The following is a 21,513-nucleotide window of genomic DNA, read 5'->3' as shown; positions in this document are numbered from 1 at the left end:
AGTGAGGGCACACCGAGCATTAGCGAGGTGCCGAGTGGTGGGGCAAGAGCCCTTTGCTTACTTTGGGGCTTTTCCAAAGTGAGCCGCCGTCAGGAACCCTAAGTGGCCGTTACCGCAGAAACGGATATGTACTCGATCTGATCCAACATCCTGGTCGGCCCAGAGGCGCCATCGGGGGCAAGCCCCCTCCCACATTTTTATCTCCAGTGTGGCTTAGAGCTCGCCCAGGCCATCAATCAGCGCCTGGTTCTGCTCCGGCGTTCCGATGCTGATCCGCAGGAACTGGGCAATCCGCTCCTGCTTGAAGTGCCGCACGATCACACCCTGCTCACGCAACCTGGCCGCCAGGCCGGCAGCGTCGTGTCGCGGGTGACGAGCGAAAATGAAGTTGGCGGCTGACGGCAGCACTTCGAAGCCTTTATCTTCCAGTTGTGCGACCACCTTGTTGCGGCTGTCGATCACCCATTGGCACGTCTTCTCGAAGTACTCACGGTCCTCGAACGCCGCCGCCGCGCCTGCAATCGCCAGCCGATCCAGCGGGTAGGAATTGAAGCTGTTCTTGACCCGCTCAAGCGCCTCGATGAGGTCCGGGTGGCCCACGGCCAGGCCCACCCGCAAACCGGCCAGTGAGCGCGATTTGGACAGGGTCTGGGTCACCAGCAGGTTCGGATAGCGGTCCACCAGGCTGATGGCCGTCTCGCCGCCGAAGTCGATATAGGCTTCATCGACCACCACCACCGAGTCCGGGCTGGCCTTGAGGATCTGCTCCACGGCGTCCAGCGCCAGCACACAGCCGGTCGGCGCGTTCGGGTTGGGGAAAATGATCCCGCCGTTGGGCCGCGCATAGTCGGCCACGCGAATCTGGAACTGCTCGTCCAATCGCACCGCGTCGAAGGTGATGCCATACAGGCCGCAATACACTGGATAGAAGCTGTAGCTGATATCCGGGAACAGCAGCGGCAGGTCGTGCTGGAACAAGCCGTGAAAGATGTGCGCCAGGACTTCGTCGGAACCGTTGCCGAGGAAGACCTTGCCCGCATCGATCCCGTAATGGCTGGCTACGGCCTGCTTGAGCAGGTCGCTGTTGGGGTCCGGGTACAGACGCAAGTTGTCGTTCAACTCGGCCTGCATCGCCGCCAGCGCCCTGGGCGATGGGCCGTAGGGGTTTTCGTTGGTGTTGAGCTTGACCAGTTTGCTCAGCTTCGGCTGTTCACCGGGCACGTATGGCACCAGATCCTTGACGAAAGGGCTCCAGAATTTACTCATGCCTTATTTCCCCTCTTCAAGAATGCGGTATTCAGCACTGCGCGCGTGGGCGCTCAGTGACTCGCCACGGGCCAGCACCGAGGCGGTCTTGCCCAGTTCGGACGCGCCCTGGGGCGAACAGAAGATGATCGACGAGCGCTTCTGGAAGTCATACACCCCCAGCGGCGACGAAAAACGTGCGGTGCCGGAGGTCGGCAGTACGTGGTTAGGGCCTGCGCAGTAGTCGCCCAGGGCTTCACTGGTGTGGCGCCCCATGAAGATCGCGCCGGCGTGACGAATCAACGGCAGCCAGGCCTGTGGGTCCGCCACGGACAGCTCAAGGTGCTCCGGCGCGATACGGTTGGCCACTTCGATGGCTTGCTCCATGTCGCTCACCAGAATCAGCGCGCCGCGGCCATTGATCGATTTCTCGATGATCGCGGCGCGCTCCATGGTCGGCAACAGCTTGTCGATGCTGGCGGCAACCTGGTCGAGGAACGCAGCGTCGGGGCTGACCAGGATCGCCTGGGCGTCTTCGTCGTGCTCGGCCTGGGAGAACAGGTCCATGGCGATCCAGTCCGGGTCGGTCTGGCCGTCACACACCACGAGGATTTCCGAAGGCCCGGCGATCATGTCGATACCGACCTGGCCGAACACATGGCGCTTGGCGGTGGCGACGTAGATATTGCCCGGCCCCACCACTTTGTCGACCTTCGGCACGCTTTCAGTGCCATAGGCCAGGGCAGCCACTGCCTGGGCGCCGCCGATGGTAAACACCCGGTCGACACCGGCGATGCAGGCGGCGGCCAATACCAGTTCGTTGAGTTCGCCACGCGGGGTCGGCACCACCATGACCACCTCGGTCACGCCCGCCACCTTGGCCGGGATCGCGTTCATCAACACCGACGATGGGTACGAGGCTTTGCCCCCCGGCACATATAGGCCGGCGCGGTCCAGCGGCGTGACCTTCTGGCCCAGCACGGTGCCGTCGGCCTCGGTGTAGCTCCAGGAATCCTGTTTCTGTTTTTCGTGATAGCTGCGCACCCGCGCCGCCGCCACTTCCAGCGCTTCACGCTGGGGCGCGGTGATACGCGTCAGGGCCAGTTCCAGGCGTTCACGGGGCAGGATCAGGTCGGCCATGGACTTGACGTCCAGGCCGTCGAACTGACGGGTGAAGTCCACCAGTGCCGCATCGCCGCGCTCGCGCACGGCTTTGATGATGTCGAGCACCCGCTGGTTGACCGAGTCGTCGGACACGCTTTCCCAGCTCAGCAGATGATCCAGATGATGGGCGAAATCCGGGTCGGCAGCGTTGAGTCGGGCAATTGCAGTGGACGTGGTCATAGCGAGGGCCTCATAGGATTGGCAAAAAACTCAGGCGCCCTAAACTACCGTTCGCTCCGCTTGGGCACCTGAGAATTCTGGCTATGAGGCGGATAGACGGGCGCAGCCTTTGGGCTACGCAGGTGAGTCAACCGCGGTGTCGAGACTCCACTGCCTTGCGCAGGGTGTCGATCAACGCCTGGATACGGGCGTGCTGCATCTTCATCGATGCTTTGTTGACGATCAGGCGCGAGCTGATGTCGGCAATGAAATCCTGGGGTTCGAGACCGTTGGCGCGCAGGGTGTTGCCGGTGTCGACCACGTCGATGATCTTGTCGGCCAGGCCGATCAGCGGCGCCAGCTCCATCGAGCCGTAGAGCTTGATGATATCGACTTGACGGCCTTGTTCGGCGTAGTAGCGTTTGGCGACGTTGACGAACTTGGTCGCCACGCGCAGGCGGCCCTTGGGTTCGACGTCGCCGACACGGCCGGCGGTCATCAGTTTGCACAGGGCGATACGCAGGTCCAATGGCTCGTAGAGCCCCTGGCCACCGTATTCCATCAGCACATCCTTGCCGGCGACACCCAGGTCGGCGGCGCCATGTTCAACATAGGTCGGCACGTCGGTAGCCCGCACGATCAGCAGGCGCACGTCGTCCTGGGTCGTGGGGATGATCAGCTTGCGGCTCTTGTCCGGATTCTCGGTCGGCACGATGCCCGCTTCAGCCAGAAGCGGCAACGTGTCGTCAAGGATGCGGCCCTTGGACAGTGCGATGGTCAACATGGGAAATGTCAGTCCTTCATCAGGCTATTGCTGTCCGGTCGCAAACGGCGCCAGACACAGATCGAGGCCGTTACAGCCTCGATTTGAAACAAACCAGTGTTTTTGTAGGAGCGAGCTTGCTCGCGAAGAACGTCAACGATAACGCGTTCACTCAGAGTCAACGCGGTGTACATGAGTTTTTCGCGAGCAAGCTCGCTCCTACAATGCAGCAGGGACTAGCCCGGGACGCGGCGGATTTTAGCGCCGAGCATCTGCAGCTTTTCTTCGATGCACTCGTAGCCACGGTCTATATGGTAGATGCGGTCGATCAGGGTGTCGCCGTCAGCGCACAGTGCCGAAATCACCAGGCTGGCCGAGGCACGCAGGTCGGTGGCCATCACTGGCGCGCCCTTGAGCTTGTCGATGCCGGTAACGATGGCGGTGTTGCCCTCGACCTGGATCTTGGCGCCCATGCGGTGCAGTTCGTACACATGCATGAAGCGGTTTTCGAAGATGGTCTCGATCACGGCGCCGGTGCCTTCAGCGATCGCGTTCAAGGAAATGAACTGCGCCTGCATGTCGGTCGGGAATGCCGGGTACGGGGCCGTACGCACATTGACGGCTTTTGGCCGCTTGCCGTGCATGTTCAGCTCGATCCAGTCTTCACCGGTGGTGATTTCAGCGCCGGCTTCCTTGAGTTTTTCCAGGACGGCTTCGAGGATGGTCGGATCGGTGTCCTTGACCTTCACGCGGCCACCGGTCACGGCAGCGGCAACCAGGTACGTGCCGGTCTCGATGCGGTCAGGCATGACTTTGTAGGTGGCGGTGTGCAGACGCTTTACACCATCAATAGTGATGGTGTCGGTGCCGGCGCCGGAAACCTTCGCGCCCATGGCGTTGAGGAAGTTGGCCAGGTCGACCACCTCCGGCTCGCGCGCGGCGTTTTGCAGGACGCTGCGGCCATTGGCCAGGGCAGCGGCCATCATGATGTTCTCGGTACCGGTCACGCTGACGGTATCAAAGAAGAAATTCGCGCCACGCAGGCCGCCTTCCGGCGCCTTGGCCTTGATGTAGCCGCCTTCGACGTCGATGATCGCGCCCATGGCTTCCAGGCCACGGATGTGCAGGTCGACCGGACGCGAGCCAATGGCGCAACCGCCAGGCAGGGCCACTTCGGCTTCACCGAAACGCGCGACCATCGGGCCGAGTACCAGAATCGACGCACGCATGGTTTTCACCAGTTCGTACGGCGCGATCAGGGTCTTGATGGTGCGAGGGTCGATTTCGACGGACAATTTCTCGTCGATCACAGGCTCGATACCCATGCGACCGAACAGCTCGATCATGGTGGTGATGTCGTGCAGGTGCGGCAAGTTGGCCACAGTCACAGGGCCGTCGCACAGCAGGGTCGCCGCCAGGATCGGCAAGGCGGAGTTTTTCGCACCGGAAATGCGGATTTCGCCATCGAGGCGGGCACCACCGGTAATAATCAATTTATCCATAAGAATCTCGACGCCTTGGGGGCTCAGGTGCGCTCGGCCCAGGCCGCGCGGCTGAAAAATTTCATAGTGACCGCATGGATGCTGCCATCGGTGATCCATGGGTTCAAATGGGCATAGATCTGCTGCTGACGCTTGACCGGGCTCAATGCCGCCAGTTCATCGCTAATCACGTTCAGCTGGAAATTGCAGCCTTCGCCTTCAACTTCTACAGCCGTTTCAGGCAGCTTTCCTTCAAGGAAGCTCTTAACTTCTAGGGCCTGCATGCTCAACCTCTATCGGCGCCCAGTGCGCACGGGTCGCACATCATACAAAAAAGCCCCGCGCCTGCGAACCCCGCATAGCAGGACTCTGACGGGGGGCTTTTTTGATAAATGTGTATTAAGGGTGTGCCAACAGCTCGGTCAGACCGGAAACCTCGGCAATCTCGCGCATGTCTTCAGGCAATGCACGGATACTGAGTGGCTTTTTTGCCGCTTCGGCATCACGCATAAAGCACAGCAGCAACGACAGCCCGACGCTGCTGGACTTGGTCACCGCCGAGCAATCGACCACCAGCGCAGGCGCGCTGCTGGCCTTGATCAGAGCCTGGCCCTGCTTGCGCAGGTCAGGCCCGGTGCGGTAATCGAGCACGCCGCTGAGCAACAGCTCGCCGGCGTCGCCGATACGAACAGCCGACTCGGTCATTGCGCTGGCTTCCCGGCTTCCTTATCGGAAGTTTCCTTGGCCTTGGCCACTTCGCCGGCCCAACCATCAATGGTCTTGTCCAGGTTGTTGCCATTGCGCTGCATCGCGTCGGCGAACTGATCACGGAACAGCTTGCCGATATTGATACCGTTGATGATCACGTTGCGCAGTTTCCACTCGCCGTTGACCTTCTCCAGCGTGTACTGCACAGGGTACACGGCGCCATTGTTGCCCTTGACGCTCATGTTGACGCTGGTGCGATCACCCGACTCATCACCGGCCGGAGCCACGGTAATGCCCTGGTTGTTGTATTCAAGCAAGGCGTTGCCGTAGAACTGGAACAGGCCGCGTTTGAAGTTTTCCTGGAAACGCTGCATCTGCGCAGGTGTGGCCTTGCGCGAGTACTTGACGGTCATGATGCTGCGGGAGATGCCTTCGGCATCGACCACCGGACCAACAATGCTGTTGAGCGCGTTGTAGAACAGGCTCGGGTCCTGTTTGTACTTTTCCTTGTTGGCCGACAGGTCAGCCAGCATTTTGTTGGTGGTGTCCTGCACCAGTTCGTGGGCGGAACCGGCTGCGTTGGCCATCAACGGCAGCGCTGCAAGCAGCACCAGAAGGCCGCGTCGCAAGGTAGAGATCATGAACAGATTCCTCATTTGGCGTCTTTATTGACCGTGTTGAGCAGGAATTTACCGATCAAGTCTTCAAGTACCAACGACGACTGTGTGTCGTGGATTGTCGAACCATCCTTGAGCAGGGCTGTTTCCCCGCCAACGCTGAGACCGATGTACTTCTCGCCCAGCAGACCCGCAGTGAGGATGGATGCGGTGGAGTCCGTCGGCAGATTATCCACCTTCTTGTCCACTTGCATCGTCACTCGCCCGGTGAAGCTGTCGCGATCCAGATCGATTGCCGTGACCTTGCCGACGGTTACGCCAGCCATGGTCACTTTAGCTCTGACCGTCAAACCGGCGATATTGTCGAAGTACGCATAAAGTTTATAAGTGTCGGCGGTGGGGCTGGCCGAGAGGCCACTGACCCGCAGGGCCAGCAACAGTAAAGCCAGGATGCCAGCCAGCAAGAAAAGGCCGACACCGATTTCCACAGTGCGGTTTTGCATCAGAAATCTCCAAACATCAAGGCAGTCAAAATGAAGTCAAGGCCCAGTACCGCCAGCGAGGCGTACACAACGGTCTTGGTGGTGGCGCGACTGATCCCTTCTGAAGTGGGCTCACAGTCATAGCCTTGGAATACGGCGATCCAGGTCACTACAAAGGCGAAGACGATGCTCTTTATGATGCCGTTGAGCACGTCGCCCGTGAAGGTCACGCTGTTTTGCATGTTGGCCCAGTAGGAACCGTCATAGACGCCCAACCAGTCCACCGCCACCCATGAGCCTCCCCAGATCCCGACCACGCTGAAGATCATCGCCAGCAGCGGCAGGGAAATGAAGCCGGCCCACAGGCGCGGGGCAACAATGTACTTGAGCGGGTCCACGCCGATCATTTCCAGGCTGGACAGCTGTTCGGTGGACTTCATGTTGCCGATTTCGGCGGTCAGCGCCGAACCGGCACGCCCGGCGAACAACAACGCAGTGACCACCGGCCCCAGTTCACGCAACAGCGTCAGGGCGACCATCTGCCCTACTGCCTGCTCGGAACCGTAGCTGGACAGAATGTTGAAGCCTTGCAGCGCCAGCACCATGCCGATGAACACCCCGGAAACCACGATGATCACCAGGGACATCACGCCAACCGCATGCAGTTGCTTGAGCAGCAAGCCAAAGCCGCCACCGATGCCGCCGCGGCCGAGCAGGGCGTGGAACAGGAAAATAGTCGAACGCCCGAGGACTTCGACGATGTCGATGCCCGAGCGACCGAAAAGGCGAACCTTCTCGATAATAGATGTTTTGCGCATCAGCGCTTCCCCAGGAGATCTGCGCGGTAGTCCGCTGCCGGAAAGTGAAAAGGCACCGGGCCATCGGGATCGCCGGTCATGAATTGACGAATGCGCGGGTTATCGGCGTTCATCAGCTCTTCCGGCGTCCCCTGCCCCAGCACCTGGCCATCCCCCACGACATAAAGGTAGTCGGCGATGCTCGCGGTTTCGGCCAGGTCGTGGGACACCACGATGCTGGTGATCCCCAATGCGTCGTTGAGCAGGCGGATCAGGCGCACCAGCACGCCCATGGCGATCGGGTCCTGGCCCACGAACGGCTCGTCATACATGAGGATCTGCGGGTCCAGTGCGATGGCTCGCGCCAGGGCGACGCGGCGCTTCATGCCGCCGGACAATTCGTCAGGCATCAGGTCGATGGCCCCGCGAAGCCCTACCGCCTGCAGTTTGAGCAGCACAATGTCCCGAATCATCTCATCGGACAGCTGGGTGTGCACCCGCAGCGGGAACGCAACGTTTTCGAACACATCGAGATCAGTAAACAACGCGCCGCTCTGGAACAGGACCCCCATGTGCTTGCGCGCATCGAACAGATCACTGCGCGACAGGGTCGGCAGGTTCTGGCCGTTGACCCACACTTCGCCGGCACTGGGGCGCAATTGCATGCCCATCAGGCGCAGCAAGGTGGTCTTGCCGCAACCGGAAGGCCCCATGATGCCCGTGACTTTTCCGCGAGGAATGCGAATATCGACGTTATTGAAGATGCTGCGCGTACCGCGCTTGAAGGAAAGGCCCTTCAGCTCGACCGCGTAGGCGTTATCGGCACTCATCTAATCTCCTTGGGATGCAGCCTTTCACTCAGACACCATGTATGCGACTTTCGTTTACCGCGGATGCGCAAATGTTTGCGCCATGGGTTGGGCGGACCGAACTGGCCGCGAACTATATCACTGCTGGTACAGCGCCCCCAAGGCCGGAACAGTGCTTGTTCAGATTCAGGACAGCGAAAAAAACGTAGCGGGTTGTGATATTGAGACGAATCCGGGAGACCTTCGGAATAAAGCCTGACGAACTTGCGTGAGGGAATTGATCATTACCGCTATAATCGCCGACTTTTCGTCAGGCTATACGATTTCAGACATGAGCCAATCCAGCGACCTTATTCAATCCGCACAACGCACCATCCGCCTCGAGCTGGAAGCCGTAGAAGGTTTGCTGGCCCATATCGACGCAGATTTCGTACGCGCCTGCGAGATGATTCTGGCCAGCAAAGGCCGCGTTGTCGTGGTTGGCATGGGCAAATCCGGCCACATCGGCAACAAGATCGCCGCGACGCTGGCAAGCACCGGCACCACGGCGTTCTTCGTGCACCCGGCCGAGGCCAGTCACGGCGATATGGGCATGATCACCCGGGATGACGTGATTCTGGCACTGTCCAACTCGGGCACCACCAACGAAATCGTGACCCTGCTGCCACTGATCAAGCGCCTGGGCATCAAGCTGATCAGCGTCACCGGCAACCCGGACTCGACGCTGGCCAAGGCCGCCGAAGTGAACCTGAACGTTCATGTCGCCCATGAAGCCTGCCCACTGAACCTGGCGCCCACCTCCTCCACGACCGCCGCGCTGGTCATGGGCGACGCCCTGGCGGTGGCCTTGCTGGAAGCCCGCGGGTTCACGGCTGAAGATTTCGCCTTTTCCCACCCCGGTGGCGCGCTGGGCCGTCGCTTGCTGCTGAAAGTGGAAAACGTCATGCATGCGGGCGATGAATTGCCCCATGTACAACGCGGCACCCTGCTCAAGGATGCGCTGATGGAAATGACCCGCAAGGGCCTGGGCATGACCGTGATCCTGGAAGCCGACGGGCGACTGGCCGGCGTGTTCACCGACGGCGATTTGCGTCGTACCCTGGACCGCACCATCGACATCCACACCGCGACCATCGATGCCGTGATGACGCCCCACGGCAAGACCGCCCGCCCCGAGATGCTGGCGGCCGAAGCCCTGAAGATCATGGAAGACCACAAGATCGGCGCGCTGGTGGTGGTCGATGACAATGACCGCCCGATCGGCGCCCTGAACATGCACGACTTGTTGCGTGCAGGAGTGATGTAAATGACCAGCGACCTGTTGCAACGCGGTAAACACATCAAGTTGGCGATATTCGACGTCGATGGCGTGCTGACCGATGGCCGCCTGTACTTCCTCGAAGACGGCAGCGAATTCAAGACATTCAATACACTCGACGGCCAGGGCATCAAAATGTTGATGGCCGCCGGCGTGCAAACCGCGATTATCAGTGGTCGAAAGACCCCCGTTGTGGAACGCCGCGCACAAAACCTGGGGATTGCTCACCTGTATCAGGGCCGCGAGGATAAACTGGTGGTGCTGGACGAGCTTCTTGGCCAAATCAACCTAAGCTATGAACAGGTCGCCTATCTGGGTGACGACCTGCCTGACCTGCCGGTGATCCGCCGGGTAGGCCTGGGCATGGCCGTCGCCAATGCTGCAGCGTTTGTGCGCGAACATGCCCATGGCATTACCACCGCCCGTGGCGGCGAGGGTGCCGCCCGCGAGTTCTGCGAATTGATCCTGCGTGCCCAGGGCAGTCTTGAAGCGGCCCACGCCGCCTACCTATAGAGCCTTATATGCTGAGCAAAAAGATTCGCAACTTTCTGTTATTCGGGGTCATCGCCGCGCTGTTCCTCGCGGTGGGCTACTGGAATATCAGCCCGGAGCGCTTTCTCGACAAACCTGTCGTGCAGGTTGATGAAAGCATCATCGATAACTTCGCCACCAACACCCACACCGTGCAGTTTCTGCCCGATGGCAAGGTGCAGTACGTGCTGGCTTCCGACAAGGTCGAGCGCTTGAAGGCCTCGGAAGTCAGCCTGCTGACCAATCCGGACCTGAACCTCTACCGTGGCACCGAACTGCCGTGGCATGTCACCAGCCTGCGTGGCGAGGTCAATCCGGACGGCACCCAGATCGAACTGATCGACTCGGTGCGCGTCGCACGTACAGACGCGCAGAAGCGTGACACCATCATTACCAGCAGTCGCATGACGGTATTCCCACAACAGCAATATGCGCAGACCGAGCAAGACGTTAGAATCGACGGCGCTGGCGGTGTATCGACTGGCAAGGGAATGAAAGCGTATTTGAAAGAAAGCAGGATACACCTGCTATCGAACGTAAGAGGACAGTATGAGGCTCGTTAAAACCCTCCCTATTTTGCTCGGTCTGGGCGCAGCACTGGGAAGCGTGAGCGCCTGGGCTCTGCCGAACGATAGCCAGCAACCGATCCACATCTCGGCTGACGATGCGCAGCTGGATGACAAACAAGGCGTCGCAACCTACACAGGTGGCGTCATCATCACCCAGGGCTCGATGAAGATCACCGGTAACACGGTGACCCTGACGCGTACCCAGGCCGGCGATATCGATGTCGTGACCTCGGTGGGCAACCTGGCTTACTTCGAGCAGCAGCAAAAGGCGGAAGACCCAGGCCCGATGAAGGGCTACGGCAAGACCATTCAATACCATGCCCAGCAAAATCGCATCGTATTGATTGACCAGGCCAAGGTACTCAGTGCCGACGGCAACTCGACCGAAGGCGAGAAAATCGTCTACAACACCAAGACCCAGGTCGCCCAGGCCGGTCGCGCCAATGGCAACAAGCTCAGCACACCTCGCCCACGGATCGACATGGTCATCCAGCCGAAGAAGAAGGCCGAGTAATGGCAACCCTGAAAGCCCAGCATCTGGCCAAGGCCTATAAAAGCCGTCAGGTGGTACGCGATGTGAGCCTGTCGATCGACAGCGGCCAGATCGTCGGCTTGCTCGGCCCCAACGGCGCCGGCAAGACCACCTGCTTCTATATGATCGTCGGGCTGGTCCAGGCGGACCAGGGACGCGTATTGATCGACGACCTGGACGTCAGCCACCAGCCAATGCACGGCCGTGCGCGCGCAGGTATCGGCTATCTTCCCCAGGAGGCGTCGATCTTCCGCAAACTGTCGGTGGCCGACAACATCATGGCGATCCTCGAGACCCGCAAGGAACTCGACCGCGATGGCCGCCGCCAGGAGCTGGAAAGCCTGCTGCAGGAATTCCACATCAACCACATTCGCGACAACCTCGGCATGAGCCTGTCCGGGGGTGAGCGTCGTCGTGTGGAAATCGCCCGCGCCCTGGCAACCGCGCCGAAATTCATCCTGCTGGACGAACCGTTTGCCGGTGTCGACCCGATCTCGGTGGGCGATATCAAGCAGATCATCCATCACCTCAAGGCCAAGGGCATTGGTGTGTTGATCACCGACCACAACGTGCGTGAAACCCTGGATATCTGCGAAACCGCTTACATCGTCAACGATGGGCAACTGATCGCCGAAGGTGATTCCGCGACGATCCTGGCCAACGAACTGGTGAAAGAAGTTTACCTGGGTCACGAGTTCCGCCTGTAGACACGGTGATATCGGGCCATTGGCAAGAGTGCGAGCGAGTCAATGAAAACCTCGGGTTTTTTTATTGTTACCGCGCTCTAGGCAAAGGCCCTGATTTCAGGCATATAATTTGCTTATGTTTGGCGCTCACGCGCCCTGTCGTGGATGGCGCATTGCGCCGGCGAATAAGGTGTTAAGCCCCTGCCATGAAACCATCGCTAGTCCTGAGAATGGGCCAGCAGCTGACGATGACACCGCAGCTGCAACAGGCCATCCGCCTGCTCCAATTGTCGACCCTGGACCTGCAACAGGAAATCCAGGAGGCCCTGGAGTCCAATCCGATGCTCGAACGCCAGGAAGAAGGCGACGACTTCGACAACACAGACCCTTTGGCCGACAACATCGAGCAAAAGCCCAATCCCGACGTGCAGGAACCGTCCTATCAGGAAACCGCCCCTACGGTGGATAACCTGGAGGACGGCGAATGGAACGAACGCATTCCCAACGAGCTTCCCGTGGATACCGCCTGGGAAGACGTGTACCAGACCAGCGCCAGCAGCCTGCCCAGCAATGATGACGACGAATGGGACTTCACCACCCGTACGTCCGTGGGCGAAAGCCTGCAGAGTCACCTGTTGTGGCAACTGAACCTGGCGCCGATGTCCGACACCGATCGCCTGATCGCCGTCACCCTGATCGATTGCATCAACAACCAGGGATACCTGGACGAGACGCTGGAAGAAATTCTTGAGGCGTTCGACCCGGAGCTGGATATCGAGTTGGACGAGATCGAAGCTGTCCTGCACCGCATCCAGCAATTCGAGCCCGCCGGGATTGGCGCCCGTACGCTCAGCGAGTGCCTGTTGCTGCAACTGCGCCAACTGCCGGCCAAGACCCCCTGGCTGGCTGAAGCCAAGCGCCTGGTCAGCGACTACATCGACCTGCTGGGCAGCCGCGACTACAGCCAGCTGATGCGTCGCATGAAACTCAAGGAAGACGAGCTGCGCCAGGTCATCGAGCTGGTGCAGAGCCTCAACCCTCGGCCGGGCTCGCAGATCGAGTCCAGCGAAGCCGAGTACGTCGTACCTGACGTGATCGTGCGCAAGGACAACGAGCGCTGGCTGGTGGAATTGAACCAGGAGTCGGTGCCACGCCTGCGGGTCAACCCGCAATACGCCGGTTTCGTGCGCCGCGCCGATACCAGCGCCGACAATACCTTCATGCGCAACCAGTTGCAGGAAGCGCGCTGGTTCATAAAGAGCCTGCAAAGCCGCAACGAAACCCTGATGAAAGTCGCCACCCAGATCGTCGAGCACCAGCGCGGCTTCCTGGAATATGGTGACGAAGCCATGAAACCGCTGGTGCTGCATGACATCGCCGAGGCCGTCGGCATGCATGAATCGACGATTTCACGGGTGACCACGCAAAAATTCATGCATACCCCACGGGGCATATATGAGCTGAAATACTTTTTCTCCAGCCACGTAAGCACCTCCGAAGGCGGCGAATGCTCGTCCACGGCGATCCGCGCGATCATCAAAAAACTGGTTGCCGCGGAAAATCAGAAAAAGCCGTTGAGTGACAGCAAGATCGCTGGTTTACTGGAGGCACAAGGCATTCAGGTCGCCCGTCGAACCGTCGCCAAGTACCGCGAGTCCCTCGGGATCGCGCCTTCCAGCGAGCGTAAGCGTTTGATGTGACGGGCGGGGCATAGCGTTCCAGTGGCAGGCGCTTTTCGCCTGCCGCTTTATGCACTGGCAACGAAGGAGAAGCTGTATGCAAGTCAACATCAGTGGACACCATGTAGAAGTCACCCCTCCAATGCGCGAATACGTCGAACTGAAGCTGAAGAAGCTTGAAGGACATTTCGACAAGATCACCAACGTGCAGGTCATCATGAAGGTCGACAAGCTTCAGCAGAAAATCGAAGCGACCCTGCAGATACCCGGTGGCGAAGTGGTTGCTAATGCCGAGCATGAAGACATGTATGCATCGATCGACTTGCTCACCGACAAGCTTGACCGCCAACTCAAAAAGCATAAGGAAAAGAATCTGCACCTGATGCAAGGTACAGGTCGTTAACTCTCCCCCCATGATCCGACTTGAAACCATCCTGACCCCCGGCCGTTCCCTCGTGAACGTGCCGGGCGGCAGCAAGAAGAAAGCCCTCGAGCAAATTGCCAATCTGATCAGCAGCCAAGTGCCTGAACTGGAGATGCAAGATGTATTCGAGGCGCTGATTGCCCGTGAAAAACTCGGTTCGACCGGTTTTGGCAACGGCATCGCCATCCCCCACTGCCGCCTCAAAGGCTGCGAAACACCGGTCAGCGCTTTGCTGCACCTGGATCACCCTATCGATTTCGATGCCATCGACGGCGCCCCGGTCGACCTGCTGTTCGTTCTGCTGGTCCCACAAGCGGCCACCGATGCCCACCTGGAGCTGCTCCGGCAGATCGCCAGCATGCTCGACCGTAAGGAAGTGCGCGACAAATTGCGCAGCGCCAGCAGTAATGAGGCGCTGTATCAGGTCGTCCTGGATGAGCAAAGCGGGCAGTAATCATGCGTTTGATCATCGTCAGCGGCCGTTCCGGCTCGGGTAAGAGCACTGCGCTTAACGTTCTTGAAGACAGCGGCTTCTATTGCATCGATAACCTGCCCGCCGGCTTGCTGCCGGAATTGGCGGAACGCGCCCTGATCCACACCGAACTGGCGCAACCGCTGGTCGCTGTGTCGATCGACGCCCGTAACCTGCCCAGCCACCTCTCACGGTTCCCCGAACTGCTTGAGGAGGTGCGCGCCAAGCATATTCATTGCGACGTGCTGTACCTGGACGCCGACGAGGAAACCCTGCTCAAGCGGTTCTCCGAAACCCGTCGACGTCACCCGCTCAGCAGCGCCAACCGTTCCCTGGCCGAAGCCATCGAGGACGAAACCAAACTGCTGGGGCCCATCATCGATCTGGCCGACCTCAAGATCAACACCACCAACCTGAACCTGTACCAACTGCGCGATGCGATCAAGCTGCGATTGCTGAACCAGCCGGAGCCTGGCACGGCGTTTCTGGTCGAGTCGTTTGGCTTCAAGCGCGGCATGCCGGTGGACGCCGACCTGGTGTTCGACGTGCGCTGCCTGCCCAATCCCTATTGGAAACCGGAGTTGCGCGATCAGTCCGGGCTTGACCAACCCGTGATCGACTACCTGGCGGCACAACCGGATGTGGAAGATATGTTCCAGGATATCTCCACCTACCTGCTCAAATGGTTGCCGCGCTTTGCTGCCAGCAACCGCGCCTATGTCACCATTGCCATCGGCTGCACCGGCGGCCACCACCGTTCCGTCTATCTGACGGAGCGACTGGGCCAGGTGCTGCAACAAACCCTCAAGAACGTCCAGGTTCGCCACCGCGACCTTAGCTGAAAGGAACACCACTGCGATGCCGGCTCGGGAAATTGAAATCATCAACAAGCTGGGCTTGCACGCCCGCGCATCAGCCAAGTTTGTCGGTGTCGCCGGGCAGTTCCCCTGCCAGATCCGCGCCGGGCGTGACCCTGAATCGATGGTCGACGGCAAGAGCATCATGGCAATGATGATGCTCGCCGCAGGCAAGGGCACTAAAATCCATCTCAAAACCGAGGGTGAACAAGAGCAGGAAGCGATGGACGCATTAGTCGCGCTGATCAACAACTACTTCGACGAGGGCGAATAACGCCTTCCTCTTGCGGGAGCGAACTGGCTCGCTCCTGCTATCCCAACGCCGTATCCATCACCATCATCAAGCAAAACCCGATGCACAATCCCAGGCTGGCGAGTTTGTCGTGACCGTTGCGGCGTGACTCAGGGATGACCTCATGGGTCACCACCAGCAGCATCGCCCCCGCAGCGAGTGCCAGGCCCAAGGGCAGCAGTACTTCGGCAAGGCTCACCAACCACGCGCATAACACGGCAAAGACGGGCTCGACCAATCCCGACGCGGCGCCAATCAGAAACGCCTTGATCCGCGACATCCCCGCCCCAGCCAATACCAGCGCAATCACCAGGCCTTCCGGTACGTCCTGCAGGGCAATGCCCATGGCGAGGCTGTCGGCATCCGCCATGCCGCCGCCGGCAGAAACACCCACGGCCATGCCTTCCGGGATGTTGTGGGCAATGATGGCGAACACGAAGAGCCAGATACGCGGCGGGATCACCGGCTTATCCGGCGTGCCCACCAGCATTTCCGGGCTGGCGCCCGAGACCTTGCGGTCGACAAGATACAGCCCGAACGCACCCAGCATGATGCCGAAGCTGATCAAGCCTCCCGCCCCCCAGGGCGTGAGCCCGAGGTTTTCTGCGGCGGCAATCCCCGGCACCACCAGCGAAAAGGCGGTCGCCGCCAGCATGACCCCCGCACCAAAACCCAGCAGGGTGTCGCTCAACGCCGCCGGCATCCGGCGAATCACCAGCACCGGCACCGCGCCCAGCGCAGTACCGAGCGCACAGATCGCCCCGCCCTGCAGCGCTCGCAAGATGCGCGGCTCCAGGTCGAGCCAGGCCAGGCCATGAGCCACCAGCAATGCCGTACCGACTAATAGAAGCAGGGAGCCAAATGCGTAGCGAAATAATCGCACGCTGCTGATCGCCAGTGTTTCAGTGCCCATGGTCGGCCTTAGGTCTTGTTGTGGAGTGAATATCAGGCCAATGCAGCCTGGTAGCGTGCGGCAACCTCGGGCCAGTTGATGACGCTATAGAATGCATTGATGTACTCCGGTCGTCGGTTTTGATACAGCAGGTAGTAGGCGTGTTCCCAGACGTCCAGGCCGAGGATCGGCGTATTGCCGCTCATCAACGGGCTATCCTGGTTACCGCTGCTTTCCACCACCAGGGTCTTTTGCGGGGTGACGCTCAACCAGGCCCAGCCGCTGCCGAAGCGGGTCAACGCCGCCTTGGTAAAAGCCTCCTTGAAGCTGTCGAAGCCCCCCAACTGCTCGTCGATGGCCCGGCCCAGAACACCTTCGGGTTTTCCGCCACCCGTCGGCGACATGACCGCCCAGAACAACGAGTGGTTGGCATGGCCGCCTCCCTGGTTGACCACGGCAGTGCGCAATTTCTCCGGGAGTTTTTCAACGCTGGACACCAGCTTCTCCACCGGCCAGCCCGCGAACTCAGTGCCCTCGACCGCTGCATTGAGATTATTGATGTACGTCTGGTGGTGCTTGGTGTAGTGAATTTCCATGGTTTGCGCATCGATATGGGGTTCGAGTGCGTCAAAGGCATAAGGCAGGGCCGGCAGGGTGTAGGTCATATCAATGTGCTCCATATTGAGAGGGGGTCGGTTGCCTCGCAGCACCGCCCAGCAAACGATGGGTGCGCGGGTATTCGCCGTGATCGCTGATGAAATTCAACAGTTCGACATAGGTTTTGCTGCTCTGGCGCAGCGCGGCCTCACGTAACTGCGGACTGAGCCGTGGGTCCTGCATGGTCTGCAGCAGCCGTTGGTGAATGGCGCAGAGGTATTCCGCGCTTTCCTCAGGCTGGTTGAGACGCAGGTGCAGGTCTGCCAGGTTGTGGTGGGAGATAACGCAAGCCGCAACCGCTTCATCGGCATCCGCCCAGCGTTCGAACAACACTTGGGCCAGGGCCAGGGCTTGCAGGTAGGCCTCGCGGGCGTCTACCAGCTCGCCTGCCATAAAGCAGCGATTGGCCCGTTCGATCGTGCGTTTCCAGTGCTCCATGGTGAACCTCCAAAGCGCGGTCGATGATCACACGCCGCCAGCCGTGAGCTTTTCCGGGTCCAGCAGGACTTCCAGTTGGCTGCGCGGCAAGTCGGTGTGTTCGAGGGCGACATCGATCACCGGACGGCCTTGCTGATAAGCCTGCTTGGCGATTTCGGCGGCCTTTTGGTAACCAATGATCGGGTTGAGGGCGGTGACTAGAATCGGGTTGCGCGACAATGCTTCCTTGAGCTTCGCTTCGTTGACCTTGAAGCTGGCGATGGCCTTGTCTGCCAGCAAACGGCTGGCGTTGGCCAGCAGCTCCAGGCTGCTGAGCAGGTTCTGGGCGATGATCGGCAGCATCACGTTCAGTTCGAAGTTGCCCGATTGGCCGGCCACGGTAATCACCGTATCGTTGCCGATGACTTGCGCGGCCACCATGGCCGTGGCCTCGGGGATTACCGGATTGACCTTGCCCGGCATGATCGAAGAACCCGGCTGCAGCGCCTCCAGTTCGATTTCGCCCAGACCAGCCAGCGGGCCGGAGTTCATCCAGCGCAGGTCATTGGCGATCTTCATCAGCGACACCGCAGTGGCTTTCAACTGGCCGGAGACGGCGACGGCGGTGTCCTGGGAGCCAATCAACGCAAACAGGTTCTTGCCCGGCGTGAACTTCACCTGGGTCAGGTGGCTCAGGTGCCCGCTGAAGCGTGCGGCAAACTCAGGGTGGGCGTTGATGCCGGTGCCTACGGCCGTGCCACCCTGGGCCAGCGCCTGCAGTGCCGGCAACAGGTCCTGCAAGTGGCCGATATTGGCCTTGAGTTGCTGCGCCCAGCCATTGAGCACCTGGCTCATGCGCACAGGCATGGCATCCATCAAGTGGGTGCGCCCGGTCTTGATGAACGGGTGAACCGCTTCGGCTTTTTGCTCGATCACCTGCACCAGGTGCAGCAAGGCCGGCAGCGTCTGCTCGTGCAGCACCAGCGCGGCGCTGACATGAATGGTGGTAGGAATGATGTCGTTACTGCTTTGCCCGCAGTTGACGTGGTCGTTGGGGTTTACCACCTCGCCCAGCAAGCGACTGGCCAGGGTTGCAATCACTTCGTTGGCGTTCATGTTGGAACTGGTGCCGGAGCCGGTCTGGAAAATATCCACCGGAAAGTGCTGCATGTAGTCGCCCTCCAACAGACCCTGGGCGGCATCGACAATGGCCTTGCCCTGCCCTTCGCTGATTTGCTTGAGGTCGACGTTGGCCCTGGCTGCGGCGGCTTTGGCCAGGATGAGCGCGCGAACGAATTGCGCCGGCATGCGCTGGTGGCTGATCGGAAAGTTGTTCACCGCGCGCTGGGTTTGCGCGCCGTACAGGGCTTCGGCGGGGACTTGCAGTTCGCCCATGCTGTCGCGTTCGATACGGGTGTTACTCATCATTTGATCCTTGCACCAGGTCGGAGAAAGAGAGGGATGGCAGCAATTGGCAGGTCGCCAACTGCCAGGCAAACGCCTGCCAGCGCTTGAGCCGGCAGGCGCAGTGGGAGAGTTTTTCCATGTCACGCAGCGGGCGCCAGGCCTGGTCCAGGCACAGGGCGCGCCAATGCCACGGCAGCGCGATATCGTTGGCGGTGTCGATGAGCAGGCGAAATGAGGTTTCGGCGATGGTCCACGGGTGCGTCGCGGTGCAACACGCCAGGTACCGCCCTTCATTGAGGTAATGTTCGATCAGGCGAGGTTCATTGGGATCGAGCCCGCAACGGATCTGCCGACTCATCCAGCGCCAACTTTCCAGGTACGGGTCCTCACGCAAGACAGAACTCATGATCCACACTCATCCAGTAATGATATTCATTATTAAATGATATTGAGAATCAAAACAAGAACAGTGGGTCGATCCTGCCTCACAGAGCCACAAAAAAAGGCGCGCCATCATCGAGATGGCGCGCCTTTTTGGTGAAGCGGCGCAGGTCAGCTGCCGGCGACAGTCATCCGTTCAATCAACACGGAGCCGGTGCGGATATTGCTGCGCAGCTCCAGATCGTTACCCACGGCAACGATCTGCTTGAACATATCGCGCATGTTGCCGGCGATGGTCACTTCCTGGACGGCAAACTGAATCTCGCCGTTTTCCACCCAGAATCCCGCCGCGCCACGGGAATAGTCACCCGTCACCATGTTCAGGCCGTGGCCCATCAATTCGGTCACCAGCAGGCCGCGGCCCATGCGACGCAACAGCGCTGCCTGGTCTTCATCGCCATGGGTCACGAACAGGTTATGGACGCCGCCGGAGTTGGCGGTGCTCGGCAGGCCAAGCTTGCGGCCCGCGTAGGTGCCCAATACATAAGACACCAACTCGCCTTTCTCGACGAACGGCTTGGCGTAAGTGGCCAGGCCATCGCCGTCGAACGAGGCGCTGCCCATGGCGCGCATGAGGTGCGGACGCTCATCGATGGTCAGCCATTCAGGGAACAGCTGCTGGCCGATCGCGCCTTCCAGGAACGAAGATTTGCGATAGAGGTTGCCGCCGGAAATCGCCCCGAGGAAACTGCCGAACAGGCCACCGGCCAATTCGGCGGAAAACAGCACCGGCACCTCGCACGTGGGTACCGGGCGTGCGCCCAGGCGACTGGCAGCACGCTGCGCAGCGCGCTGGCCAATGCTTACCGGGTCTGCCAGCAACTCACCCTGGCGATTCACGTCATACCAGTAATCCCGCTGCATCTGGCCATTGGCTTCAGCGATCATCACGCAGCTCAGGCTGTGACGGGTGGACGCATAGCCCCCGATAAAACCATGGCTGTTGCCGTACACACGGCAACCCTGATGGGTGCTCAGCGTGGTGCCGTCGGCGTTCTTGATGCGAGCATCGGCGTCGAACGCTGCCGCTTCGCAGGTCAGCGCCTGCTCGATGGCTTGCTCGGGCGTGATGTCCCAGGCGTGGAACAGATCGAAATCCTGCAAGTCCTTGGCCATCAACGCTTTGTCGGCCAAGCCCGAGCTTTCATCCTCGGAGGTGTGCTTGGCGATTGCCAAAGCAGCGGCGACGGTCTCGCGAATCGCCTCCGGGCCGCTGGCCGACGTGCTGGCCGAGCCCTTGCGCTGGCCCACGTACAAGGTAATGCCGAACCCCTGGTCGCGGTTGAATTCGACGGTTTCCACTTCCCGCTGACGTACCGACGTCGACAGCCCCTGCTCCAGCGACACCGCTACTTCACAGGCGCTGGCCCCCTGGCGCTTGGCCTCGGCAAGGATCTGCTCGACTTGTTCCTGCAGTGCCGGTAACGCTTGCGGACCGACGCTTTGGGCTGCACTCATGGTTTTCTCCACTCAAATTCTGCTCTCGGTTAAGGCCATCGAGCGACCGGGCCGGACAAGCGGCCCCCGACTGGTTATCATGGCGGCGTTTCTTTGCGGACTGCCACCATGGTTGATTCTTACGACGACTCCCTCGATGGGGAGAAAAGCAAAACCCAGGTCAAACGCGAGCTGCATGCTCTGGTTGACCTTGGCGAGCGCCTTACAACGCTCAAGAAAGACTTGATTGCCAAACTGCCACTGACCGACGAAATGCGCCGGGCCTTGGCCGATGCGCCTAAGCACACCGCGAATATCGCGCGCAAACGGCACATCATGTTTATCGGCAAGCTGATGCGCGATCAGGACACTGACGCCATTCTGGCCTTGCTCGATCAAACCGATGCCTCCACTCGCCAGTACAACGAACGCTTCCATAACCTGGAGCGCTGGCGTGACCGCCTGATCTCGGGCGATGACGCCGTGCTGGAAAAATTCGTATTGGACTATCCGGAAGCGGACCGCCAGCAATTGCGCTCCCTGATCCGTCAGGCCCAACACGAACAGGCGCATAACAAGGCGCCTGCCACCAGCCGTAAAATCTTCAAATACATCCGTGAGCTGGACGAGACTCAACGCGGTCTGCGCTGATCCTCTTCCCCGGGTGGCGGCCTTCG

Annotated in this window: 27 protein-coding genes; 11 read left to right on the top strand and 16 right to left on the bottom strand. The window is 60.1% G+C overall.

Going from position 1 to position 21,513, the window contains the following annotated elements:
* Positions 1–213 precede the first annotated feature (213 nt).
* The 10 genes from hisC to BFQ00_RS13055 all read right to left on the bottom strand — a co-directional run bounded on the left by hisC (position 214) and on the right by BFQ00_RS13055 (position 8,246).
* The gene (gene hisC, locus BFQ00_RS13100) at positions 214–1,266 is read right to left on the bottom strand and encodes a histidinol-phosphate transaminase (protein WP_065933744.1); all 1,053 of its coding nucleotides are present in this window, start codon (positions 1,264–1,266) and stop codon (positions 214–216) included.
* A gap of 3 nt (positions 1,267–1,269) precedes the next feature.
* Positions 1,270–2,589 carry a histidinol dehydrogenase gene (hisD, locus tag BFQ00_RS13095; protein WP_065885796.1) on the bottom strand — a complete coding sequence of 440 codons (1,320 nt, stop codon included), beginning with the start codon at positions 2,587–2,589 and terminating at the stop codon, positions 1,270–1,272.
* 127 nt (positions 2,590–2,716) lie between these two features.
* A complete protein-coding gene (gene hisG / locus BFQ00_RS13090) occupies positions 2,717–3,352 on the bottom strand; it encodes an ATP phosphoribosyltransferase (RefSeq protein WP_003188599.1) in 636 nt (211 codons plus the stop codon).
* A gap of 215 nt (positions 3,353–3,567) precedes the next feature.
* The gene (gene murA / locus BFQ00_RS13085) at positions 3,568–4,833 is read right to left on the bottom strand and encodes a UDP-N-acetylglucosamine 1-carboxyvinyltransferase (RefSeq protein ID WP_065885795.1); all 1,266 of its coding nucleotides are present in this window, start codon (positions 4,831–4,833) and stop codon (positions 3,568–3,570) included.
* 23 nt (positions 4,834–4,856) lie between these two features.
* Positions 4,857–5,096, bottom strand: coding sequence for a BolA family protein (locus tag BFQ00_RS13080; RefSeq protein ID WP_065933743.1), 240 nt, complete (start codon positions 5,094–5,096; stop codon positions 4,857–4,859).
* Between the two features lie 115 nt (positions 5,097–5,211).
* Entirely contained in the window at positions 5,212–5,517 is a 306-nt protein-coding gene (locus tag BFQ00_RS13075) for an STAS domain-containing protein (protein WP_065885794.1), read from the bottom strand.
* The gene (locus BFQ00_RS13070; RefSeq protein WP_065885793.1) at positions 5,514–6,161 is read right to left on the bottom strand and encodes an MlaC/ttg2D family ABC transporter substrate-binding protein; all 648 of its coding nucleotides are present in this window, start codon (positions 6,159–6,161) and stop codon (positions 5,514–5,516) included. Before BFQ00_RS13070 ends, BFQ00_RS13075 begins: the two co-directional genes overlap by 4 nt.
* Positions 6,162–6,172: 11 nt before the next feature.
* Positions 6,173–6,640, bottom strand: coding sequence for an outer membrane lipid asymmetry maintenance protein MlaD (mlaD, locus tag BFQ00_RS13065; RefSeq protein ID WP_065885792.1), 468 nt, complete (start codon positions 6,638–6,640; stop codon positions 6,173–6,175).
* Positions 6,640–7,437, bottom strand: coding sequence for a lipid asymmetry maintenance ABC transporter permease subunit MlaE (mlaE, locus tag BFQ00_RS13060; RefSeq protein ID WP_057724578.1), 798 nt, complete (start codon positions 7,435–7,437; stop codon positions 6,640–6,642). The genes mlaD and mlaE overlap by 1 nt, the downstream gene beginning before the upstream one ends.
* The gene (locus BFQ00_RS13055; RefSeq protein ID WP_057724577.1) at positions 7,437–8,246 is read right to left on the bottom strand and encodes an ATP-binding cassette domain-containing protein; all 810 of its coding nucleotides are present in this window, start codon (positions 8,244–8,246) and stop codon (positions 7,437–7,439) included. Before BFQ00_RS13055 ends, mlaE begins: the two co-directional genes overlap by 1 nt.
* Positions 8,247–8,556: 310 nt before the next feature.
* Here BFQ00_RS13055 and BFQ00_RS13050 point away from each other — a divergent pair, with 310 nt between their 5' ends.
* The 10 genes from BFQ00_RS13050 (at position 8,557) to BFQ00_RS13005 (ending at position 15,567) form a co-directional block, all read left to right on the top strand.
* Complete coding sequence (locus BFQ00_RS13050; protein ID WP_065885791.1) at positions 8,557–9,531, top strand: KpsF/GutQ family sugar-phosphate isomerase; 975 nt, start codon at positions 8,557–8,559, stop codon at positions 9,529–9,531.
* Entirely contained in the window at positions 9,532–10,056 is a 525-nt protein-coding gene (locus BFQ00_RS13045) for a KdsC family phosphatase (protein WP_065933742.1), read from the top strand. It begins immediately after the preceding gene.
* Positions 10,057–10,064: 8 nt separating this feature from the next.
* Positions 10,065–10,637 (top strand): LPS export ABC transporter periplasmic protein LptC, encoded by a 573-nt coding sequence (gene lptC / locus BFQ00_RS13040; RefSeq protein ID WP_065885790.1) that lies wholly within the window; start codon positions 10,065–10,067, stop codon positions 10,635–10,637.
* Complete coding sequence (gene lptA / locus BFQ00_RS13035) at positions 10,624–11,157, top strand: lipopolysaccharide transport periplasmic protein LptA (protein WP_065885789.1); 534 nt, start codon at positions 10,624–10,626, stop codon at positions 11,155–11,157. The genes lptC and lptA overlap by 14 nt, the downstream gene beginning before the upstream one ends.
* On the top strand, positions 11,157–11,882 hold the full coding sequence (gene lptB, locus BFQ00_RS13030) for an LPS export ABC transporter ATP-binding protein (protein ID WP_004372092.1): 726 nt from the start codon (positions 11,157–11,159) through the stop codon (positions 11,880–11,882). The genes lptA and lptB overlap by 1 nt, the downstream gene beginning before the upstream one ends.
* A gap of 185 nt (positions 11,883–12,067) precedes the next feature.
* Positions 12,068–13,561, top strand: coding sequence for an RNA polymerase factor sigma-54 (locus BFQ00_RS13025; protein WP_057724573.1), 1,494 nt, complete (start codon positions 12,068–12,070; stop codon positions 13,559–13,561).
* A gap of 76 nt (positions 13,562–13,637) precedes the next feature.
* Positions 13,638–13,943, top strand: coding sequence for a ribosome hibernation-promoting factor, HPF/YfiA family (gene hpf, locus BFQ00_RS13020; protein ID WP_065885787.1), 306 nt, complete (start codon positions 13,638–13,640; stop codon positions 13,941–13,943).
* Between the two features lie 10 nt (positions 13,944–13,953).
* Entirely contained in the window at positions 13,954–14,418 is a 465-nt protein-coding gene (ptsN, locus tag BFQ00_RS13015) for a PTS IIA-like nitrogen regulatory protein PtsN (RefSeq protein WP_065933741.1), read from the top strand.
* Positions 14,419–14,420: 2 nt separating this feature from the next.
* The gene (gene rapZ / locus BFQ00_RS13010; RefSeq protein ID WP_065885785.1) at positions 14,421–15,278 is read left to right on the top strand and encodes an RNase adapter RapZ; all 858 of its coding nucleotides are present in this window, start codon (positions 14,421–14,423) and stop codon (positions 15,276–15,278) included.
* A 16-nt stretch (positions 15,279–15,294) separates the two neighbouring features.
* Positions 15,295–15,567, top strand: coding sequence for an HPr family phosphocarrier protein (locus BFQ00_RS13005; protein ID WP_065885784.1), 273 nt, complete (start codon positions 15,295–15,297; stop codon positions 15,565–15,567).
* A gap of 37 nt (positions 15,568–15,604) precedes the next feature.
* Here BFQ00_RS13005 and BFQ00_RS13000 read toward each other — a convergent pair whose 3' ends face one another.
* The 6 genes from BFQ00_RS13000 to pmbA all read right to left on the bottom strand — a co-directional run bounded on the left by BFQ00_RS13000 (position 15,605) and on the right by pmbA (position 20,857).
* Entirely contained in the window at positions 15,605–16,498 is an 894-nt protein-coding gene (locus BFQ00_RS13000) for a ZIP family metal transporter (protein ID WP_065885783.1), read from the bottom strand.
* A 32-nt stretch (positions 16,499–16,530) separates the two neighbouring features.
* Entirely contained in the window at positions 16,531–17,142 is a 612-nt protein-coding gene (locus BFQ00_RS12995; protein WP_065885782.1) for a superoxide dismutase, read from the bottom strand.
* 1 nt (position 17,143) lies between these two features.
* Entirely contained in the window at positions 17,144–17,572 is a 429-nt protein-coding gene (locus tag BFQ00_RS12990; protein WP_065885781.1) for a hypothetical protein, read from the bottom strand.
* 27 nt (positions 17,573–17,599) lie between these two features.
* On the bottom strand, positions 17,600–18,976 hold the full coding sequence (locus BFQ00_RS12985) for a class II fumarate hydratase (protein ID WP_065892645.1): 1,377 nt from the start codon (positions 18,974–18,976) through the stop codon (positions 17,600–17,602).
* Positions 18,969–19,364 (bottom strand): FagA protein, encoded by a 396-nt coding sequence (locus tag BFQ00_RS12980; RefSeq protein WP_065933740.1) that lies wholly within the window; start codon positions 19,362–19,364, stop codon positions 18,969–18,971. The genes BFQ00_RS12985 and BFQ00_RS12980 overlap by 8 nt, the downstream gene beginning before the upstream one ends.
* 146 nt (positions 19,365–19,510) lie before the next feature.
* A complete protein-coding gene (gene pmbA / locus BFQ00_RS12975) occupies positions 19,511–20,857 on the bottom strand; it encodes a metalloprotease PmbA (protein WP_065885778.1) in 1,347 nt (448 codons plus the stop codon).
* A gap of 108 nt (positions 20,858–20,965) precedes the next feature.
* Between pmbA and yjgA the strand changes: the two genes are divergently transcribed.
* Positions 20,966–21,487, top strand: coding sequence for a ribosome biogenesis factor YjgA (gene yjgA / locus BFQ00_RS12970; protein WP_065885777.1), 522 nt, complete (start codon positions 20,966–20,968; stop codon positions 21,485–21,487).
* Positions 21,488–21,513 lie beyond the last annotated feature (26 nt).

The sequence above is a fragment of the Pseudomonas sp. 28 E 9 genome, from assembly GCF_900004785.1.
In the GTDB taxonomy this organism is placed as follows: Bacteria; Pseudomonadota; Gammaproteobacteria; order Pseudomonadales; family Pseudomonadaceae; genus Aquipseudomonas; species Aquipseudomonas orientalis_A.
This window is presented reverse-complemented; position numbering and strand designations above follow the sequence as displayed.

Bases quoted from the DNA above. Each gene is read 5' to 3' on its own strand.
- hisC (WP_065933744.1), bottom strand. From the start codon at position 1,266: ATGAGTAAATTCTGGAGCCCTTTCGTCAAGGATCTGGTGCCATACGTG.
- hisD (WP_065885796.1), bottom strand. From the start codon at position 2,589: ATGACCACGTCCACTGCAATTGCCCGACTCAACGCTGCCGACCCGGAT.
- hisG (WP_003188599.1), bottom strand. From the start codon at position 3,352: ATGTTGACCATCGCACTGTCCAAGGGCCGCATCCTTGACGACACGTTG.
- murA (WP_065885795.1), bottom strand. From the start codon at position 4,833: ATGGATAAATTGATTATTACCGGTGGTGCCCGCCTCGATGGCGAAATC.
- BFQ00_RS13080 (WP_065933743.1), bottom strand. From the start codon at position 5,096: ATGCAGGCCCTAGAAGTTAAGAGCTTCCTTGAAGGAAAGCTGCCTGAA.
- BFQ00_RS13075 (WP_065885794.1), bottom strand. From the start codon at position 5,517: ATGACCGAGTCGGCTGTTCGTATCGGCGACGCCGGCGAGCTGTTGCTC.
- BFQ00_RS13070 (WP_065885793.1), bottom strand. From the start codon at position 6,161: ATGATCTCTACCTTGCGACGCGGCCTTCTGGTGCTGCTTGCAGCGCTG.
- mlaD (WP_065885792.1), bottom strand. From the start codon at position 6,640: ATGCAAAACCGCACTGTGGAAATCGGTGTCGGCCTTTTCTTGCTGGCT.
- mlaE (WP_057724578.1), bottom strand. From the start codon at position 7,437: ATGCGCAAAACATCTATTATCGAGAAGGTTCGCCTTTTCGGTCGCTCG.
- BFQ00_RS13055 (WP_057724577.1), bottom strand. From the start codon at position 8,246: ATGAGTGCCGATAACGCCTACGCGGTCGAGCTGAAGGGCCTTTCCTTC.
- BFQ00_RS13050 (WP_065885791.1), top strand. From the start codon at position 8,557: ATGAGCCAATCCAGCGACCTTATTCAATCCGCACAACGCACCATCCGC.
- BFQ00_RS13045 (WP_065933742.1), top strand. From the start codon at position 9,532: ATGACCAGCGACCTGTTGCAACGCGGTAAACACATCAAGTTGGCGATA.
- lptC (WP_065885790.1), top strand. From the start codon at position 10,065: ATGCTGAGCAAAAAGATTCGCAACTTTCTGTTATTCGGGGTCATCGCC.
- lptA (WP_065885789.1), top strand. From the start codon at position 10,624: ATGAGGCTCGTTAAAACCCTCCCTATTTTGCTCGGTCTGGGCGCAGCA.
- lptB (WP_004372092.1), top strand. From the start codon at position 11,157: ATGGCAACCCTGAAAGCCCAGCATCTGGCCAAGGCCTATAAAAGCCGT.
- BFQ00_RS13025 (WP_057724573.1), top strand. From the start codon at position 12,068: ATGAAACCATCGCTAGTCCTGAGAATGGGCCAGCAGCTGACGATGACA.
- hpf (WP_065885787.1), top strand. From the start codon at position 13,638: ATGCAAGTCAACATCAGTGGACACCATGTAGAAGTCACCCCTCCAATG.
- ptsN (WP_065933741.1), top strand. From the start codon at position 13,954: ATGATCCGACTTGAAACCATCCTGACCCCCGGCCGTTCCCTCGTGAAC.
- rapZ (WP_065885785.1), top strand. From the start codon at position 14,421: ATGCGTTTGATCATCGTCAGCGGCCGTTCCGGCTCGGGTAAGAGCACT.
- BFQ00_RS13005 (WP_065885784.1), top strand. From the start codon at position 15,295: ATGCCGGCTCGGGAAATTGAAATCATCAACAAGCTGGGCTTGCACGCC.
- BFQ00_RS13000 (WP_065885783.1), bottom strand. From the start codon at position 16,498: ATGGGCACTGAAACACTGGCGATCAGCAGCGTGCGATTATTTCGCTAC.
- BFQ00_RS12995 (WP_065885782.1), bottom strand. From the start codon at position 17,142: ATGACCTACACCCTGCCGGCCCTGCCTTATGCCTTTGACGCACTCGAA.
- BFQ00_RS12990 (WP_065885781.1), bottom strand. From the start codon at position 17,572: ATGGAGCACTGGAAACGCACGATCGAACGGGCCAATCGCTGCTTTATG.
- BFQ00_RS12985 (WP_065892645.1), bottom strand. From the start codon at position 18,976: ATGAGTAACACCCGTATCGAACGCGACAGCATGGGCGAACTGCAAGTC.
- BFQ00_RS12980 (WP_065933740.1), bottom strand. From the start codon at position 19,364: ATGAGTTCTGTCTTGCGTGAGGACCCGTACCTGGAAAGTTGGCGCTGG.
- pmbA (WP_065885778.1), bottom strand. From the start codon at position 20,857: ATGAGTGCAGCCCAAAGCGTCGGTCCGCAAGCGTTACCGGCACTGCAG.
- yjgA (WP_065885777.1), top strand. From the start codon at position 20,966: ATGGTTGATTCTTACGACGACTCCCTCGATGGGGAGAAAAGCAAAACC.